The organism is Vibrio sp. 947, from assembly GCF_033339115.1.
Lineage (GTDB): Bacteria > Pseudomonadota > Gammaproteobacteria > Enterobacterales > Vibrionaceae > Vibrio > Vibrio alginolyticus.
Genome location: NZ_JAWOTX010000005.1, coordinates 201,568 through 218,729 on the forward strand (window position 1 = coordinate 201,568; position 17,162 = coordinate 218,729).

A 17,162-nucleotide genomic window follows, 5' to 3' on the forward strand; every position below is an offset into this window, starting at 1 on the left:
ATAAAAGCGAGGCTAGGCCTCGCTTTTATCTTTAAGGATTAAATGGTTTTTGCTTCTAAGCCCGCTAGTTGATGCCAATAGCCATTGCATTGGCGGCTTTCGAGCTTTTCAGGATTATCGCCGTATTCGTTTGAGCGAAAACGCTCTAACTCTGAAAAAGTGTCGATACCAAGAGGGCTTAACCGGACCACATCAACCAGCCCTTTCATACTTGGTAAGTCATTGATGAGGTTGTAGCAATACCCTGACTGTGTTTGAATGCCGTTAAGGTTAAAGACTTCTTGCCCTTCTTGGCTGCTGACCTGGATACCCGTAGGGTATTTGATACAGCAGGTTTCGCAATCGTCTTTCGCTCGGTTTTCAGCTCGGGCTGTGAAACAGCGAGCGGAATACGCTAAAGGCAAATAACCGTGGCTAAATACCTCAACTTCAAACTTGTTACGAATACCAAGCTCGTCACACTGAACTAAAGTATCGTTTAACCATTCGCGAGAGAGTTCGACAGGCATGCACCAACGCATCATACCTTGCTTCAAAAATAAGTTGAGCGTGTGTGCGTTATAAGTATTGATTGCAGGGCCAACGACGAAAGGCACTTTATGCTCTGATGCCAATTGAACAGCAGATACGTCATTTGCTTCAATCGCGAAGTCACCGTTGTCGATGTACTTCCTCATTATGTTTACTTCACTCGGAGCTTCTAGTAGTGCCATTGTTGATAGCACCACTTGCTTGCCAGATGCAGACAGCTCTTTTGCGATTTCAAGCCAATGCGAAGGCTTCATTTCTCGACGTTTTGAACATACGGTTTCCCCAAGATAGATGATGTCCGCGGAGCTTGATTTCGCTTGTTCATAAAACGCTTCGATGTCTTGTTTTGGCCAGAAGTACAACAGCGGGCCAAGCGCGTATTTCATTGAATTATCCATCTTAACCTCTACTGCCATTTGCGGTGATAAGCACCAAGTGTGGTCTGCGTACCCTCAGACACGTTTGCCAATGCGGCATCCCAAGCCGCTTCGACTTGGTAAGCTTCTGGGTTTGCTTGGTAACGGTCAATCGCGGCTCGCCATGTTCGAGTGACTTGTTCTACGTAAGCAGGGCTACGTTGGCGACCTTCAATTTTTACAGAAGCCACATTTGCAGCAAATAGTTCTGGCAGCATAGAGAGGGTGTTCAAACTGGTTGGTTCTTCCAGTGCGTGGTAGCGTTTTTTCTCGCCTTCGATTTCTGCTTCGAAACGACCTTTACACAAGGTAGGGTAGCCCGCATTTTCACCGGTGCTGTAGCGATCGATCAAAATGTCGTTAAGGCGGGATTCCAGACCATTTTCTGTTTCTTGCCAGCGAACGTACTTAGCTGGAGAGCATGCTCCCACAGTGTTTGGAGACTCGCCTGTCATGTAAGACGATAGGTAGCAGCGACCTTCAGACATGATGCAAAGGCTACCAAAAGCAAAGACTTCTAACTCGACATCGCTAGTGATGTTGCGCGAAAGCTGTTTGACCTGATGAATCGATAAAACGCGAGGTAGTACTACCCGTTTTACGTTGAAGTTTTGTTTGTAAAAATCAATGGCTGCGACGTTGGTCGCTGATGCTTGTACTGAAAGGTGTAGTTCCAGATCGGGATATTTGCGAGCCGCGTACTCCAGCACTGCAATGTCTGCAACAATCAGCGCGTCTACACCCAGCGCCGCTGCATTGTCTACTGCGTTCGTCCAGCGCTCGAAGCCATTGGGATGAGCGAAGGTATTCAACGCGACATGAATTTTTTTATTGCGGTCATGAACGTATTGCACCGCTTTTTCTAACTTTTTGCCGTTAAAGTTGAGGCCAGCAAAGTGACGGGCGTTGGTATCATCTTTGAAACCAATGTAGACGGCATCGGCACCGCAATCAATCGCAGTTTTTAACGCAGGCAGGTTACCCGCGGGACACAAGAGTTCCATATGCTCACAATCATTGAGAATAAAAAGGTGTCCGCATTTTATGAAGAATTATGAATAGCGAAATTGACCTAAGTTAGGTTTAGCTCAATAAAGTCGATATTTACCTCTTGCGAGTAAGGGTATCGGGTCTGGGTTAGTTCTTGTGACGACGATTCTGTACAAACAGCTCTTCAATTTCATGTTTTGGCTGTGGGCGATAAAAATGGAATCCTTGAATCGCATTACATTGAAGGTTAGAGAGCAAAGTAGCTTGCTGGTGGGTTTCCACCCCCTCGGCAACGACAGTTAAGTCGAGCGACTTACCCAGATTAATGATGTTTTCAATCACAGTGACTTGTTTCGGTAGTGTGTCGATATCATTAATAAAAGCGCGGTCGATTTTTAGCTCGTCAATAGGGAAACGCGCTAAGTAGGAAAGAGAAGAGTAGCCGGTACCAAAGTCATCGATAGAGAGAGCGAAGCCAAGCTTTTTAATCGCATTCAACATTTGCAGTGTATGTTCGCTATCACTCATCACGGCACTTTCGGTTAGCTCGAAGGTAATGCAGCTTGGATCAAGCTCGGTAGTGCGAAGCAACTTTTCCATAAAGTCGATCAGCTGTGGGTTGCCAAATTGCTCGGGAGAGAGGTTGATGGCGACACGGCCTGGCAGTATGCCCTGTTGTTTCCAACGTTTTACCGTATTGAAAACATCACGCATCACGACACGTCCAAGGTGTTCGATTAACCCAGCTCGCTCGGCGACAGGAATGAATGAGCCAGGACTAATGTACCCTTCGACTGGATGCTTCCAACGAACGAGCGCTTCTGCGCCGTTGATACTGAAGTCTCGCGCGTTAACCTTAGGTTGATACCACACTTCCAAACCGTTCTGCTGCAATGCTTTTTGCAATTCGATTTCAAGCCACAAACGCATACGCGCTTCTTTGTTCATTTGATCGTTAAATTTGATCAGACGATTTCTACCACGATCTTTGGCTTCATACATCGCAGTATCGGCATTTTGTAGTAGGATTCGCGCATCTTGTCCGTCTTCAGGGTATCGAACGCTACCAATTGAACAGGCAAGGCGTTTGCTGAAGTGGTGCAAGTCGAAAGGTTGGTTGATCAACGAGATAATGCGATCGGATAAAATTTCAGCCATGCGGGTATTTTCTGGCTCCGGCAGAATGACGCCAAACTCATCGCCACCCAAATGACCAATAATCGCTTGGTTTGGTAGTAACCGTTTAAGACGGGCCGATACCTCTTGAATCACTTTATCGCCAATATGGTGACCAAGTGAGTCATTAATGTTTTTGAAGTTATCGATATCCAAATAGAACACCAGAAGCGGTGTTTGCTTTTTGATCAGCTGTTCCAAACGTTTGGTGAAGCCAAAGCGGTTGTAGAGTTTGGTGAGCGAGTCAATGTGTATGTCTTCATTCGATGCAGAAGACAGGTTTTTGGGCGCATCATCAGCATCTTGGATTAGGATAATTTGAGATTCGCTACCTAATATCGCCGTGGAATCCGCGTGTAGCTGAACTTTCCGTTCAAAGCCGCATCTTGCGCTGGTTAAGCAGACAAAAGGTTTGTCAGAAATTAATGTACTCAATCGATGACTAAATACCTTTTTACTGTTTTCATCGATGAATAAACGACTTAGCTCTTCGCCCAACAATTCATGAGGAGAGTTAAGTCCGAGAAGGCGCGCTGATGCGGGGTTCGCAGAGATGACAATATCATCTTCGATAAGCAGTAAGCCGTCTGGTAGCAGTTGTGTTAACTTCGCAAACTTACTTTCGGACTCTTCTAAGGAGCGAACGAGTATCTGCTTTTCTGAAGTATCGACAGCGTGAAAAACAACAAAGCGAATGTCGTTACCTTCAAAAACTGGCGAAAGACTAAAGTGAAGACTGGTTTCAAGGTCGGTTTCATCGAGCGTGATTTCGGCTTCGACATGTGCCCCTTTGAACGCGCGCTGATAGTATGGTGCAAGCTTCTTATAAAACTGTTCACCCAGCACTTGGCAATCGTTTAAGCCGACGATTTCCTCATGACTTAAACCTGCGATATCGCAGTAACGGTCACTTACCATTCGATAATTGTGTTTTTTATCAAGAATGGCAAAAAAGAAAGGGCTATTTGAGGTTAGCGTGGCAAACCAATGTTTTAATTGCTGGGAAGGCATTAGGGTATTACCGATCTCCAATGAGCCAGATTATTCGTCCGTGTATAAAAAGCGACACCCTGATAAGCCTGCGGCGGTCTACCACCAAGCCAAAGTGTTACCTGCCATTAAAGGGCTCGCGGTTTTAGCTGTGCAGTCGACAATCACATGGATACGCTCAGATAACTATAACTTTGAAAATACGGTTGTAAAAGTGTTTATCCACCTGTTCGCATCAATAATACACGTAAGTTCAAAAAAAGAAGCGTTAGTGAGCAATAAACCACCAATCTAAAATAAGCACTTTATTGATACATAACAGTAATCTCATCGCCACGATTGCTTAATATAAGCAACCTAATGACAAAGTAACGGATAATGAACGTGTTAAACAAGATTCGCAGTCAACTAGTAAAGAACGCAGCTAATATTTTGCGTTCTCCAGTCCAGTTATTACCACAGCCAATTCAGCAAAAAGCGTTGCTGGAAGGGCTAAAAATGGTGTTTAAAGAAGCCTTGGAAGATGGTGACTTTGAGTTCCTTGAAGACAAGTGGTTAAAAGTTGCGATTAAAGACTTGAACTTAGCATGGCACATCAGCTATCAAGACGAAAAATTGGTGGTAGCTGAAAAACCAGTTCAGGAAGATGTGAGTTTTAGTGGTAATCTAAACGACCTAGTACTGATTGCTGGTCGTAAAGAAGACCCTGACACACTGTTCTTCCAACGTCGCCTTTCAATTGAAGGTGATACTGAGCTTGGCTTAGAAGTGAAAAACTTAATGGACAGTGTCGACTTAGAGCAGTTACCGAAAGCAATGCAAGTCGCTTTGAATCAATTGGCTGATTTTGTTCAGAAAGGAGTTCAAGCGCCTGCACAACCAACCGGAGTAGCGAATGCTTATTCGAACTGAAGCCCCAGCGGACATTCTTACCATTGACCGCTTATTGAAACACGCCTTCCCGACGGAAGCTGAAGCTGAGCTTGTGATGCGTTTGCGCGAAAACAGCAAATTCACGCTTTCCTTAGTCGCGTGTACAGATGAGGGAGAGGTGATAGGCCATGCTTTATTTAGCCCTGTGACCTTAAATGGTGAAGATTTGTCATGGCAAGGGCTAGCGCCATTAGCTGTTCATGAAGATTACCGTCGCCAAGGCATCGCTGCAGAGTTGATCAAAGAAGGTTTTGATTCACTGCGTGATTTTGGCTATCCAGTGTGTGTGGTGTTGGGCGATCCTGATTATTACGCGCGCCAGGGTTTTCAATCATGCGACGAGATGGGCTTTGAATGTGCTTGGGATGTCCCTAAAGGTGCATTTCGAATCGCAGAGTTGGTCGAAGGTCAATGTGCCGGACGCTCCGGACGTATAGACTATGCGCCAGAGTTCTCTGAGTTGTAAATGAAAGAAGCCCACGACTAAGTGGGCTTCTTTCTTATTCACTGAAAACTGAGATAGGGAGGTTAGGATGACTGGTTACTTTTCTTTTTGCCCCAGACCTCTATTTTCGCTTTTTTACTTACCCCTAGCAGGCTAAGTTTTGTGCTTCCCCAGCTACTGTAAGTCATTTCAATCCGTTTTAGCTTGGCTTCTTTTGTACCTGGAAGGCTCCAGGCACGAGTCGACAATCCGCTTGTTAGTACGCCCATAGAGGAAAGCTTTTTCTCACTACCATCTGTCATGACGACTTTTAAACCATTAATGTCTACCGTTCCTTGCACACATTTTAGTTTTATTTTACTGAAGCTTCGGTTTCGGAATAAGCTATTTGGTGTCACGGTATCTGTTTCTGTATGAAAGTTAACGGCTTTCGTTGCAATCAGCTCCCACTCGTCGCTGTTATTAGCAAAAACACTCATGCTGGTGGCGGCTACCAGTGTGCAAAGCAGTAGCGTATTTAAGAATTTCATAATGTACCTCATATGTCATACCCAATGTGTGGCCGTTGGCAAAACGCTATGTTCAGGAATATCCAAATCATCTCATTGTGTTCAGGTGTTCCTTGAAGTCCTTTAGGTATAATCGCGATAATTTGATAGGATTGCCCTCGTTCAAATAGGTGACGGAAAATGTCAATTAACGAGAAACAGTATTTACGTGAAATGGGGATCAGCACATGGGAGCTGGTACATCCTGAAAGACTGGAAGGCTATCAATCGCCATTATTGGATTTGCAAAGTTCATGTAAACTCCTATTGGTATCGCCAATATGTCCAGAAAACGAGACGGCATTGATGTTTGAGCGCGTATTAAAAAGCATTAAGCTCACGCTTGATGATGCGCTACACCTAGAGCCTGAGCGCTTATCCATGCTGGGTGAACATCAGCTAGAGTGGGTGTGGTTTGCAGGCTGTGAGGCTGATCAAAGCATCAAGGCAAAGCACCTGACCTCGCCACTATTACAAGATATTGATGGTAATAACGAACAGCGCCGCGCATTGTGGCAACAAATCTGTTCGTACTCTTAACGGAGCTAATGCGTGACAATTGAAATTACGCCGATGCGTGCAGAGCACCTCGACCAAGTTTGGCAAATCGAGCAGCAAGCACATTCTCACCCTTGGGCCGAATCTTTGGTTCGTGACTTATCCAGTCGCGGTGCTTGCCACCATGTGATGCTGGAAGGCTCTCAAGTGGTTGGTTACTTCTATGGACAGAATATTGTTGGAGAAGTGACACTATTAAATATTGCAGTAGCGCCTTCTCAACAGGGCAGAGGGCTAGGGCAAAAATTGCTGGACGCGTTTATTGAACACTGTGAACAAGCCAAAGCAGAGAGTGCTTGGTTAGAAGTGCGTGAAAGTAATCACCCAGCTATCCATATTTATGAGCAAGCAGGTTTTAATGAAGTGGACCGTCGTTACAACTATTACCCAGCTAAATCGGGAAATGGTAAGGAAGACGCCATTATCATGAGTTACTTATTTTTGAGTTAGTTTTAGGCCGTTACTAATTACCTCATCAACACTTATGCTTTAAATGCGTATCCGGATTCGAGGCTTTTGAATATGTAATAATAATTTTTTGAATTTTTACATCTCTTTGTGTGGAGCTGGCTTTCCCTTGTTAGTTGCAGGTAAAGGCTGGTGAGCCGAGTAAATTCAGTTCATATCTTTCCAGTTTGCTAGCACAGCGATAATAAGCGAGAATACCGCACAATATCGAATAGTAGATATGCTTGCCTATTTTGTGAGCATGAAAGTAATTTAGAAGATTAACTAATGTCAAATCCCCTTTTTTTAGGCGAAGTGTCTAAGCGCAGAACGTTCGCTATTATTTCTCACCCGGATGCGGGTAAAACCACCATTACTGAAAAAGTCCTTTTATTCGGAAACGCGATCCAAAAAGCAGGTACGGTTAAAGGTCGTGGTAACGCACAGCACGCAAAATCAGACTGGATGGAAATGGAAAAAGAACGTGGTATCTCGGTAACCACTTCTGTAATGCAGTTCCCTTACAATGACTGTCTGGTAAACCTACTTGATACGCCTGGACACGAAGACTTCTCGGAAGATACATACCGTACGTTAACGGCAGTAGACTCGTGTTTGATGGTTATCGATGCGGCGAAAGGTGTCGAGGATCGTACACGTAAGCTGATGGAAGTAACGCGTCTGCGTGACACGCCAATCGTAACCTTCATGAACAAACTTGACCGTGACGTTCGTGATCCAATGGAAGTATTGGACGAGGTAGAAAACGAGTTGGGCATGATGTGTGCGCCAATTACATGGCCAATCGGCTGTGGTAAAGAATTTAAAGGTGTGTACCACATTCACCGTGATGAAACGATTTTATACGAATCAGGTCACGGTCATGAGATTCAAGAAGTTCGAATCATCAAAGGTCTCGATAACCCAGAGCTTGATGAAAAAGTTGGTGCAGGCCTTGCGGAAAGTGTTCGAGAAGAGCTTGAGCTTGTTATGGGTGCTTGCCCTGAGTTTGATTTGGAAATGTTCCTAACCGGTGATCTAACGCCAGTTTACTTCGGTACTGCATTAGGTAACTTTGGTGTGGATCATATGCTAGACGGTCTAACTGAATGGGCTCCAGCGCCGAAAACTCGTCAAGCGGTTGAACGTGAAGTTGAAGCGACTGAAGAGAAGTTCTCTGGTTTCGTATTTAAGATCCAAGCGAATATGGACCCAAAACACCGCGACCGTATCGCATTCATGCGTATTGTATCGGGTACTTACACGCAAGGTATGAAGATGAACCACGTTCGTCTTGGCAAGCAAGTGAGTATCTCTGATGCAGTAACCTTTATGGCTGGTGACCGTGCACGTGCAGAACACGCTTACGCCGGAGACATCATTGGTCTACACAACCACGGCACTATTCAGATTGGTGATACCTTTACGCAAGGTGAATCACTGAAGTTCTCTGGTATTCCGAACTTCGCTCCGGAACTATTCCGTCGTATTCGCCTGAAAGATCCACTAAAGCAGAAGCAGCTTCTCAAAGGTTTGGTTCAGCTATCAGAAGAAGGTGCGGTACAGGTATTCCGTCCTCTACAGAACAACGATCTGATCGTTGGTGCCGTTGGTGTACTTCAGTTTGATGTTGTTGTGGCTCGTTTGAAGTCTGAGTATAACGTTGAAGCGATTTATGAAGGCATTAACGTTGCAACTGCGCGTTGGGTTGAGTGTGGTGATGCGAAGAAACTGGATGAGTTCCAACGCAAGAATCAAGCGAACTTAGCATTGGATGGTGGTGATAACCTAACGTATATCGCTCCAACAATGGTTAACTTAAACTTAGCGAAAGAGCGTTTCCCTGACGTTGATTTCCGTGCGACGCGCGAGCACTAATTTGCGCGGTTAGGGTAAGCCTTAACGCAAACTAGATTTTAAAACGCCCTTGGCTATAAACTTAGCCAAGGGCGTTTTTATATAAGGATAAGATATGAACTGGTTTAAACGTGGGCTAAAGCGTTACGACAATTGGTGTAAAGAAATGGGGTTAACCCCCGACCAGAAACGCAGTTGCGTCCCATATCGAAAAGACCCTGCCCACCAAACTGAAGAGAAGAGTGAAGCCCAACGATCTCCTGATTTTCTGCCCGCAGATACAGATAAAAAGCGTCAAGATGAAGCTCTTTGATACGCACTGCCACTTTGATTTTGATGTGTTTCAAGATGACTTTGCGCATCAACTTGAGCTTGCTCAAACGCAAGGCGTCGCAAGAATTTTGATTCCTTCCGTCGGTCCGCAAAACTGGGCTCGTATTCAAACTTTGGCAGAGCAACATGCCAATTTGTATTATGCGCTCGGCTTTCATCCGTATTTTCTTGAAGATAACGTTGAGCAGCACCTTACAGAGCTAGAAGGCTATCTAAATCAAAAAGGGCAGCAGTGCGTGGCAATAGGAGAGTGTGGTTTAGATTTTGCCATTGATGTTGATCCACAGTTGCAAGAAAAGATACTTGAAGTTCAATTTGAGCTGGCTAGACGCTTCGAACTCCCAGTTATTTTACATAGCCGAAAAGCGCACAATCGCCTCATTCAAATGGTGAAAGCGGCGAATCTCCCTAGAGGTGGTGTGCTACACGCTTTTTCTGGGAGTTATCAGCAAGCCATGGAGTGGGTCAAATTAGGTTTTTTTATCGGTGTAGGAGGAACGATTACCTACCCAAGAGCCAAGAAAACACGCGACGCAATTCAAAAATTACCACTCGAAAACCTAGTAATCGAAACAGACGCACCAGATATGCCTATACTTGGATATCAAGGGGAGTCAAATCACCCAGCCAAACTCATTCACGTCTTTAATGAGCTCGTAGAGTTGCATAACGGCCGAAAGCAATCGATTGCCTCTCAACTGTGGAAAAATAGCAATTTTGCTTTCTCGATATGTGAATAAAATCTAAAGATGTGGTTTGAAATCGAAAACGTTTTCCTGCTTATTGTGAATTAACTCACAAAGCTGGTTGAATCAATCATGAATCTTATAGGAAAGTGTGAGGCTGGCATTACTTTAATTGATTCTGCATGAGTATAATTGCCCCCGCTTTATAGCTCCATTTTGTAACACGCCAATAAATAACTTATAAGGAAGTCATAAACTATGAGCCTGTTTATGAGCCTAATCGGTATGGTAGTGCTTCTTGCGATTGCAGTGGCATTTTCTAACAACCGAAAAGCTATCAACTTTAGAACTGTGGGTGGCGCATTCGCTATCCAATTCGCATTAGGTGCATTTGTTCTGTATGTACCTTGGGGCCGTGATCTACTAAACGGTTTCTCTTCAGGTGTTTCTAACGTTATCAACTACGGTAACGATGGTTCATCATTCCTGTTCGGTGGTCTTGTTTCTGACAAGATGTTCGAAGTATTCGGCGGCGGCGGTTTCATCTTCGCATTCCGTGTTCTTCCTACACTGATCTTCTTCTCTGCACTGATTTCAGTTCTTTACTACATTGGCGTTATGCAATGGGTTATCAAGATTCTTGGTGGCGCACTACAAAAAGCGCTAGGCACTTCGCGTGCGGAATCAATGTCAGCAGCAGCTAACATTTTCGTAGGTCAAACTGAGGCACCTCTAGTTGTTCGTCCATTCGTTCCAAAAATGACTCAATCAGAGCTATTCGCGGTAATGTGTGGTGGTCTAGCTTCTGTTGCTGGTGGTGTACTAGCTGGTTACGCATCTATGGGTGTTCCACTAGAGTACCTAGTTGCGGCATCATTCATGGCAGCACCAGGTGGTCTACTGTTCGCTAAAATCCTTCACCCTGAGACTGACCAGCCTCACGAAAGTATCGAAGAAGCGATGGACGGCGGTGACGACAAACCAGTTAACGTAATCGACGCAGCTGCGGGCGGTGCGGCTTCTGGTCTACAACTTGCGCTTAACGTAGGTGCAATGCTAATCGCATTCGTTGGTCTAATCGCGCTAATCAACGGTATGCTAGGTGGCATCGGTGGTTGGTTCGGCATGCCAGAACTAACACTAGAGCTAATTCTAGGTTACGCGTTCTCTCCACTAGCATTCCTAATCGGTGTTCCATGGGCAGAAGCTGTAACAGCTGGTTCATTCATCGGTCAGAAAATCGTAGTGAACGAATTCGTTGCTTACTTGAACTTCACACCATACCTAGGTGAAAACGCTCAAGTAATCGCGGCAACTGGTGAAGTAATGTCTGAGAAGACAACAGCTATCATCTCATTCGCACTATGTGGTTTCGCGAACCTTTCTTCTATCGCGATTCTACTTGGTGGTCTAGGTAGCCTTGCACCAAACCGTCGTAGTGACATCGCTCGCATGGGTGTTAAAGCAGTTCTTGCAGGTACGTTGTCTAACCTTATGGCAGCGACAATTGCAGGCTTCTGCTTAAGCCTTGCAGCACTATAATTAGAATCGGTTCTTAATATATAGACGCCGTTTTACATCATGCCCTGTAGCAAGAGATTGCTGCGGGGCATTTTTCGTTTTTCGGGCTCCAAAATTTCATCGGGTGTTTGCCTTAGTCGAGGTATTACGCAGTCAATGGAATAGGGGCTAGGAAATTTTGAGATACAAACCGTTTGCGCTCTATTTGGTGCTACAGTTTTGCGGTGAAACTCTATAATGTATTAATCACAGGGTAGTGGTTAAGCTTGATTCTTAATCACGTAATGAATATTACATAATCGATGGGCAAATGAATTGCCCTGCAATATTAGATCTAATAGGCGTTTTGCTTTGTGATGTGATATTAAAGACACCGCAATCATAGATTGTTGTGCCATAGGCCAAACTGGTACTGTGCGGTGACAAGGATAGCAATTGGCATATGATAAATTTTCGCTGTATATGCCGAGTCTTCAGGGAACCAAGTCCGTTCATTAATAGACTGTTTAGCCATTTACTCACATTGTCTCGACTTGTTGATTATAGTTAAAGACGTGATGTAAGGCTGAGTAGTGAATTTTTTGAATATTGATCGGAGATAGAAATGAGCGATTTAAAAGCAGCAGCGCTACGTGCACTTAAACTTATGGACCTAACTACGTTGAATGACGATGACACTGATGCAAAAGTGATCTCACTATGTCATGACGCGAAAACAGCAGTAGGCAACACAGCTGCAATTTGTATTTACCCTCGCTTTATTCCTATTGCTAAGAAGACACTTCGTGAGCAAGGTACGCCAGAGGTTCGTATTGCAACAGTAACGAACTTCCCACATGGTAACGACGACATTGAAATCGCAGTTGCTGAAACAAAAGCGGCGGTTGCTTACGGTGCAGACGAAGTTGACGTAGTTTTTCCTTACCGCGCGCTAATGGCGGGTGATGAGAAAGTAGGCTTCGAACTAGTTAAGCAATGTAAAGAAGCTTGTGGTGACATTCTTCTTAAAGTGATCATCGAAACAGGTGAACTAAAAGAAGAAGCACTAATCAAGAAAGCATCTCAAATCTGTATTGAAGCAGGTGCTGACTTCATTAAAACTTCAACTGGTAAAGTGCCAGTAAACGCAACACCAGAATACGCTCGCATGATGCTTGAAGTTATTCGCGACATGGGTGTTGCAGAAACTGTTGGTTTCAAACCAGCAGGTGGTGTGCGCACTGCTGAAGACGCAGCTGCATACCTAGCAATGGCTGACGAAATCCTAGGTGACAACTGGGTTGATGCTCGTCACTACCGTTTTGGTGCGTCTAGCCTGCTAACCAACCTACTAAATACATTAGAAGTATCGGACGACGTCGCTGATCCAACAGCGTACTAATTCCAATAATACGTCTGAACGGTAGCACCTAAACGGGTGCTACCAAACCTCTTCTATCCTACTACAACCATGGCTCAAAAGAGCTTGGGAGGCACTAATGTATTTACCACAAGAAATCATTCGTAAAAAACGTGACGGCGAAGTCCTAACCGCCGATGAAATCAACTTCTTTATTCAAGGCGTAGCGAACAACACGGTATCTGAAGGTCAGATTGCGGCGTTTGCTATGACGATTTTCTTTAATGAAATGACCATGGATGAGCGCATCGCCTTAACGTGTGCAATGCGTGATTCGGGCATGGTTATCGACTGGAGCCACATGAATTTCGGTGGTCCAATTGTCGACAAACACTCAACCGGTGGTGTGGGTGACGTAACTTCTTTAATGCTTGGCCCAATGGTGGCAGCGTGTGGCGGTTTCGTACCTATGATCTCTGGCCGCGGTCTTGGTCATACAGGCGGTACGCTGGATAAACTTGAATCTATCCCTGGTTACAACATTACGCCGAGCAACGATGTTTTTGGTCAAGTAACCAAAGACGCTGGTGTGGCGATCATCGGTCAAACTGGTGACCTTGCTCCTGCGGATAAGCGTGTTTACGCGACTCGTGATATTACCGCAACGGTAGACAATATCTCCCTGATTACGGCGTCGATCCTTTCTAAGAAACTGGCGGCGGGTCTGGAATCGCTAGTGATGGACGTAAAAGTGGGTTCAGGTGCATTTATGCCAACTTACGAAGCGTCTGAAGAGCTAGCAAAATCAATCGTTGCGGTAGCAAACGGTGCTGGCACTAAGACTACGGCAATTCTTACGGACATGAATCAAGTATTGGCGTCTTCAGCGGGTAACGCGGTAGAAGTTCGTGAAGCGGTTCGTTTCTTAACAGGTGAATACCGTAACCCTCGTCTACTTGAAGTGACCATGGCTTCATGTGCTGAAATGTTAGTACTTGGCAAGCTTGCTGAGAACACAGAAGACGCACGCGCAAAACTGATGGAAGTGCTGGATAACGGCAAAGCAGCTGAGTGCTTCGGCAAGATGGTTGCTGGCTTAGGCGGCCCTGCGGACTTCGTAGAAAACTACGACAACTACTTAGAAAAAGCAGAAATCATCAAGCCAGTTTACGCAACAGAAACGGGCATTGTCTCTGCAATGGATACACGTGCTATCGGCATGGCTGTGGTTGCTATGGGTGGTGGTCGTCGAGTCGCTACTGATGAAATCGACTACGCAGTTGGTTTCGACGAGTTCATCCGCCTAGGTGAGGTCGCAGACAGTGATAAACCTCTTGCGGTCATCCACGCTCGCACTGAAGAGCAATGGGAAGAAGCGGCAAAAGCACTGCGCAGTGCAATCAAAGTAGGTGGTGAATACACACCAACTCCAGAGGTTTACCGCCAAATTCGTGCAGAAGATATCTAATAGAACAAGTAATTACACAAGGCCTACTCAACCATAATAAAAAGCCGAGTGGGCCTAAGGAACGAGCAATGAAAAGAGCATTTATTTTAGTACTAGACTCATTCGGTATCGGTGCAACTGCCGACGCTAAAGAATTTGGTGATGTAGGTTCAGACACACTAGGTCACATCGCTGACCAATGTGAAAAAGGCTTAGCAGATAACGACAATCGCCAAGGTGCACTTCGCCTTCCAAATCTATCGAAACTTGGTTTGGCAATGGCGCATAAAGAATCGACAGGTCGCTTCGCACCTGGACTAGACGCAGACGCTGAAATCATTGGTGCATACGGTCATGCAGCAGAGCTTTCTTCAGGTAAAGACACGCCGTCTGGTCACTGGGAAATCGCAGGTGTTCCTGTTCTGTTTGACTGGGGTTACTTCACTGACAAAGCAAACAGCTTCCCGAAAGAATTGACTGACCGCATTCTTGAGCGTGCGGGGCTTGACGGTTTCCTAGGTAACTGTCACGCGTCTGGTACTCAAGTTCTTGACGATCTTGGTGAAGAGCACATGAAGACTGGCAAACCAATCTTCTACACGTCTGCTGACTCTGTATTCCAAATCGCATGTCACGAAGAGACTTTCGGTCTAGACCGTCTACTAGAGCTTTGCCAAATCGCACGTGAAGAGCTAGAAGATTACAACATTGGTCGTGTTATCGCGCGCCCATTCGTTGGTGCTGGTAAAGGTCAATTTGAGCGTACAGGTAATCGTCGTGATCTTTCTGTAGAGCCACCATCAGCAACGGTTCTTCAGAAGCTCGTTGATGAGAAGCAAGGCAACGTGGTTTCTATTGGTAAGATTGCTGATATCTACGCAAACTGCGGCATCACTAAGAAAGTGAAAGCGACAGGTATCCCTGCATTGTTCGAAGCAACGCTAGAGCAAATCAAAGAAGCGGGCGACAACACGATCGTATTCACTAACTTTGTAGACTTCGACTCAGCTTACGGTCACCGTCGTGACGTAGCGGGTTACGCAGCGGCACTTGAGTACTTCGATGGTCGTATCAACGAAGTGCTAGAGATTATGGAAGAAGACGATGTGCTTATCCTAACGGCAGACCACGGCTGTGACCCAACATGGCCAGGCACTGACCATACTCGTGAGCACATCCCAGTATTGGTTTATGGTCAAAAAGTACCAGCTGGTTCTCTTGGCCGCCGCGAAACATTCGCAGATATCGGTCAAACATTGGCAAGTTACTTCGGTACTTCTCCAATGGATTACGGTAAGAACTTCCTATAATTAGTTAGGTTTTTGAAAACTAGGAGCTCGATTGCTCCTAGTTTTATGTTTGCAGTATGTAAATGCTGCTTGTCGGAAATGAGAATACTCTGGCTTATATCGCCTTAAGCGCGGAGCGCTAGAGAAAGGTTAAGGAAAAGAAAATGGCAACTCCACATATCAATGCTGAAATGGGTGCATTTGCAGACGTCGTACTGATGCCTGGTGATCCACTACGTGCAAAATACATCGCAGAGACTTTCCTTGAAGATGTCGTTCAAGTGTGTGACGTTCGTAATATGTTTGGTTACACAGGCACATACAAAGGCCGTAAGATCTCGGTAATGGGCCACGGTATGGGTATCCCATCATGCTCGATTTACGCGACTGAACTAATCAAAGACTTCGGCGTGAAGAAAATCATCCGTGTTGGCAGCTGTGGCGCAGTGAATGAAGACATCAAAGTGCGTGATGTTGTGATCGGCATGGGTGCATGTACTGACTCTAAAGTGAACCGTATCCGCTTTAAAGGTCATGACTTCGCGGCAATCGCAGACTACAACATGGTTCGTGCGGCAGAAGACGCTGCAAAAGCTCGCGGTATTGACGTTAAAGTTGGTAACCTATTCTCAGCAGAGCTTTTCTACACGCCAGATCCAGAAATGTTCGATGTAATGGACAAGTACGGCATTGTTGGTGTTGAAATGGAAGCGGCTGGTATTTACGGTGTTGCGGCAGAATACGGTGCAAAAGCTCTGACAATCTGTACGGTTTCTGATCATATCAAGACTGGCGAACAGACTACATCTGACGAGCGTCAAACGACATTCAACGACATGATGCTAATCGCACTAGATTCAGTATTGCTTGGTGACGAAGAGTAAGCGACGAAGAGTCATTCTATTTTTCGCTCTCAAGAGCTAAAAAAATAGCCCGCACATTGCGGGCTGTTTTTATATGAGTTGTTAGCGCTACCTAGTTACTTGGTTAGCAGCAGGTTTGGCGCTTTTTTACGACGTATCGGTTGTCGACGTAAAATCAAGATGAACAACATACCACAGACAAAGCTCATTAAGACCATCATGTACATATAACGATCGCTCTTGCGATAGTGGTGGTCTGAAATTGCCGTCACCCGGCCCGTCTCAAAGGTCACGCGAACAAAACCGATAAGCGCACCATCTGCAAAAACTGGTTCAACCAACTGCTGGCGACCAATGGAAGCTGTTGCCAAAGGCGTATCCAGGCCAAGAACTTCGCGTACCGATAATGCCTCTTCACTAGACGCTAAACGTACACCCTGTGCATCGTAGATTGTTGCATCAAACACTAAACGGTCTTGTGCTAGCTGGTTTGTTAGCTGAAGTAATCGTTCTTGATCTTTAGTTAAAATCATCTCACTGGCAGAAAGAGACGCCTGTGAAATCAAAACTTTGGTGAGTGTTTCAAGCTGTTGTGCTTGAATTTTCTCATTACCCTTACTGATCACAACACTGTTTTTTATTGTGATAAACAACATCACACACAGTAGGATTAGTGCCAGAATTCTTAGGGCATTCCTTACTGAGAACAAAGATTCACTCATGCTCTTTACTCATCCATTTAAAATAAAACAAAGACTTGCCTTTTTAGTTTGTTGAGGTAACGTTTTAGCAA

At 45.2% G+C, this 17,162-nt stretch carries 19 protein-coding genes; 13 read left to right on the forward strand and 6 right to left on the reverse strand.

All coding sequences use genetic code 11. The features are described from left to right. Positions 1 to 38: 38 nt before the first annotated feature. From R7Q39_RS08535 to R7Q39_RS08545, 3 genes are all read right to left on the reverse strand, one after another. Entirely contained in the window at positions 39 to 917 is an 879-nt protein-coding gene (locus R7Q39_RS08535; RefSeq protein ID WP_258626191.1) for a U32 family peptidase, read from the reverse strand. Positions 918 to 937: 20 nt separating this feature from the next. Further along, positions 938 to 1,951 (reverse strand): ubiquinone anaerobic biosynthesis protein UbiU, encoded by a 1,014-nt coding sequence (locus tag R7Q39_RS08540; RefSeq protein WP_005380110.1) that lies wholly within the window; start codon positions 1,949 to 1,951, stop codon positions 938 to 940. A gap of 133 nt (positions 1,952 to 2,084) precedes the next feature. Continuing rightward, complete coding sequence (locus tag R7Q39_RS08545; protein ID WP_005380112.1) at positions 2,085 to 4,124, reverse strand: bifunctional diguanylate cyclase/phosphodiesterase; 2,040 nt, start codon at positions 4,122 to 4,124, stop codon at positions 2,085 to 2,087. 40 nt (positions 4,125 to 4,164) lie between these two features. On the opposite strand from R7Q39_RS08545, the gene R7Q39_RS08550 reads away from it, so the two are divergent. The 3 genes from R7Q39_RS08550 (at position 4,165) to R7Q39_RS08560 (ending at position 5,502) form a co-directional block, all read left to right on the forward strand. Beyond that, complete coding sequence (locus R7Q39_RS08550) at positions 4,165 to 4,398, forward strand: hypothetical protein (RefSeq protein WP_053306749.1); 234 nt, start codon at positions 4,165 to 4,167, stop codon at positions 4,396 to 4,398. An 89-nt stretch (positions 4,399 to 4,487) separates the two neighbouring features. Further along, positions 4,488 to 5,015 (forward strand): ubiquinone anaerobic biosynthesis accessory factor UbiT, encoded by a 528-nt coding sequence (locus tag R7Q39_RS08555; protein ID WP_085569851.1) that lies wholly within the window; start codon positions 4,488 to 4,490, stop codon positions 5,013 to 5,015. Further along, positions 4,999 to 5,502, forward strand: a complete 504-nt coding sequence (locus R7Q39_RS08560) for a GNAT family N-acetyltransferase (protein WP_017820425.1) — start codon at positions 4,999 to 5,001, stop codon at positions 5,500 to 5,502. The genes R7Q39_RS08555 and R7Q39_RS08560 overlap by 17 nt, the downstream gene beginning before the upstream one ends. A 62-nt stretch (positions 5,503 to 5,564) precedes the next feature. Here the strand turns inward: R7Q39_RS08560 and R7Q39_RS08565 are convergent, their stop codons facing one another. After that, on the reverse strand, positions 5,565 to 6,011 hold the full coding sequence (locus R7Q39_RS08565; RefSeq protein ID WP_064368743.1) for a hypothetical protein: 447 nt from the start codon (positions 6,009 to 6,011) through the stop codon (positions 5,565 to 5,567). Between the two features lie 159 nt (positions 6,012 to 6,170). Between R7Q39_RS08565 and R7Q39_RS08570 the strand changes: the two genes are divergently transcribed. From R7Q39_RS08570 to R7Q39_RS08595, 6 genes are all read left to right on the forward strand, one after another. After that, the gene (locus R7Q39_RS08570; RefSeq protein ID WP_005386429.1) at positions 6,171 to 6,569 is read left to right on the forward strand and encodes a DNA polymerase III subunit psi; all 399 of its coding nucleotides are present in this window, start codon (positions 6,171 to 6,173) and stop codon (positions 6,567 to 6,569) included. A 12-nt stretch (positions 6,570 to 6,581) separates the two neighbouring features. After that, positions 6,582 to 7,037, forward strand: coding sequence for a ribosomal protein S18-alanine N-acetyltransferase (gene rimI / locus R7Q39_RS08575; RefSeq protein ID WP_005386430.1), 456 nt, complete (start codon positions 6,582 to 6,584; stop codon positions 7,035 to 7,037). Positions 7,038 to 7,322: 285 nt separating this feature from the next. After that, positions 7,323 to 8,912, forward strand: coding sequence for a peptide chain release factor 3 (prfC, locus tag R7Q39_RS08580; protein WP_005380123.1), 1,590 nt, complete (start codon positions 7,323 to 7,325; stop codon positions 8,910 to 8,912). A 94-nt stretch (positions 8,913 to 9,006) separates the two neighbouring features. After that, a complete protein-coding gene (locus R7Q39_RS08585; protein ID WP_017635884.1) occupies positions 9,007 to 9,204 on the forward strand; it encodes a DUF5363 family protein in 198 nt (65 codons plus the stop codon). Continuing rightward, positions 9,191 to 9,964: a TatD family hydrolase gene (locus R7Q39_RS08590; protein WP_005380129.1), complete on the forward strand. Its 774-nt coding sequence runs from the start codon at positions 9,191 to 9,193 to the stop codon at positions 9,962 to 9,964. The genes R7Q39_RS08585 and R7Q39_RS08590 overlap by 14 nt, the downstream gene beginning before the upstream one ends. A gap of 204 nt (positions 9,965 to 10,168) precedes the next feature. After that, complete coding sequence (locus tag R7Q39_RS08595; protein ID WP_005380131.1) at positions 10,169 to 11,452, forward strand: NupC/NupG family nucleoside CNT transporter; 1,284 nt, start codon at positions 10,169 to 10,171, stop codon at positions 11,450 to 11,452. Between the two features lie 358 nt (positions 11,453 to 11,810). Here R7Q39_RS08595 and R7Q39_RS08600 read toward each other — a convergent pair whose 3' ends face one another. Then, positions 11,811 to 11,945, reverse strand: a complete 135-nt coding sequence (locus R7Q39_RS08600; protein WP_005391675.1) for a hypothetical protein — start codon at positions 11,943 to 11,945, stop codon at positions 11,811 to 11,813. Between the two features lie 90 nt (positions 11,946 to 12,035). Between R7Q39_RS08600 and deoC the strand changes: the two genes are divergently transcribed. The 4 genes from deoC to deoD all read left to right on the forward strand — a co-directional run bounded on the left by deoC (position 12,036) and on the right by deoD (position 16,390). After that, complete coding sequence (gene deoC / locus R7Q39_RS08605; RefSeq protein WP_005380133.1) at positions 12,036 to 12,812, forward strand: deoxyribose-phosphate aldolase; 777 nt, start codon at positions 12,036 to 12,038, stop codon at positions 12,810 to 12,812. 97 nt (positions 12,813 to 12,909) lie between these two features. Next, entirely contained in the window at positions 12,910 to 14,238 is a 1,329-nt protein-coding gene (deoA, locus tag R7Q39_RS08610) for a thymidine phosphorylase (RefSeq protein WP_005380134.1), read from the forward strand. A 68-nt stretch (positions 14,239 to 14,306) separates the two neighbouring features. Next, positions 14,307 to 15,527, forward strand: coding sequence for a phosphopentomutase (locus R7Q39_RS08615; protein WP_017820430.1), 1,221 nt, complete (start codon positions 14,307 to 14,309; stop codon positions 15,525 to 15,527). A gap of 143 nt (positions 15,528 to 15,670) precedes the next feature. Beyond that, positions 15,671 to 16,390 (forward strand): purine-nucleoside phosphorylase, encoded by a 720-nt coding sequence (deoD, locus tag R7Q39_RS08620; protein WP_005380140.1) that lies wholly within the window; start codon positions 15,671 to 15,673, stop codon positions 16,388 to 16,390. Positions 16,391 to 16,485: 95 nt separating this feature from the next. Here deoD and R7Q39_RS08625 read toward each other — a convergent pair whose 3' ends face one another. Beyond that, a complete protein-coding gene (locus tag R7Q39_RS08625) occupies positions 16,486 to 17,091 on the reverse strand; it encodes a YtjB family periplasmic protein (RefSeq protein WP_005391677.1) in 606 nt (201 codons plus the stop codon). Between the last annotated feature and the right edge of the window lie 71 nt (positions 17,092 to 17,162).

Excerpts from the sequence above, each read along its gene's own strand:
- R7Q39_RS08560 (WP_017820425.1), top strand. The coding sequence starts at position 4,999 with ATGCTTATTCGAACTGAAGCCCCAGCGGACATTCTTACCATTGACCGC.
- R7Q39_RS08545 (WP_005380112.1), bottom strand. The coding sequence starts at position 4,124 with ATGCCTTCCCAGCAATTAAAACATTGGTTTGCCACGCTAACCTCAAAT.
- R7Q39_RS08565 (WP_064368743.1), bottom strand. The coding sequence starts at position 6,011 with ATGAAATTCTTAAATACGCTACTGCTTTGCACACTGGTAGCCGCCACC.
- deoD (WP_005380140.1), top strand. The coding sequence starts at position 15,671 with ATGGCAACTCCACATATCAATGCTGAAATGGGTGCATTTGCAGACGTC.
- prfC (WP_005380123.1), top strand. The coding sequence starts at position 7,323 with ATGTCAAATCCCCTTTTTTTAGGCGAAGTGTCTAAGCGCAGAACGTTC.
- deoC (WP_005380133.1), top strand. The coding sequence starts at position 12,036 with ATGAGCGATTTAAAAGCAGCAGCGCTACGTGCACTTAAACTTATGGAC.
- R7Q39_RS08625 (WP_005391677.1), bottom strand. The coding sequence starts at position 17,091 with ATGAGTGAATCTTTGTTCTCAGTAAGGAATGCCCTAAGAATTCTGGCA.
- R7Q39_RS08540 (WP_005380110.1), bottom strand. The coding sequence starts at position 1,951 with ATGGAACTCTTGTGTCCCGCGGGTAACCTGCCTGCGTTAAAAACTGCG.
- deoA (WP_005380134.1), top strand. The coding sequence starts at position 12,910 with ATGTATTTACCACAAGAAATCATTCGTAAAAAACGTGACGGCGAAGTC.
- R7Q39_RS08590 (WP_005380129.1), top strand. The coding sequence starts at position 9,191 with ATGAAGCTCTTTGATACGCACTGCCACTTTGATTTTGATGTGTTTCAA.
- R7Q39_RS08570 (WP_005386429.1), top strand. The coding sequence starts at position 6,171 with ATGTCAATTAACGAGAAACAGTATTTACGTGAAATGGGGATCAGCACA.
- R7Q39_RS08615 (WP_017820430.1), top strand. The coding sequence starts at position 14,307 with ATGAAAAGAGCATTTATTTTAGTACTAGACTCATTCGGTATCGGTGCA.
- R7Q39_RS08585 (WP_017635884.1), top strand. The coding sequence starts at position 9,007 with ATGAACTGGTTTAAACGTGGGCTAAAGCGTTACGACAATTGGTGTAAA.
- R7Q39_RS08535 (WP_258626191.1), bottom strand. The coding sequence starts at position 917 with ATGAAATACGCGCTTGGCCCGCTGTTGTACTTCTGGCCAAAACAAGAC.
- R7Q39_RS08600 (WP_005391675.1), bottom strand. The coding sequence starts at position 11,945 with ATGGCTAAACAGTCTATTAATGAACGGACTTGGTTCCCTGAAGACTCG.
- R7Q39_RS08595 (WP_005380131.1), top strand. The coding sequence starts at position 10,169 with ATGAGCCTGTTTATGAGCCTAATCGGTATGGTAGTGCTTCTTGCGATT.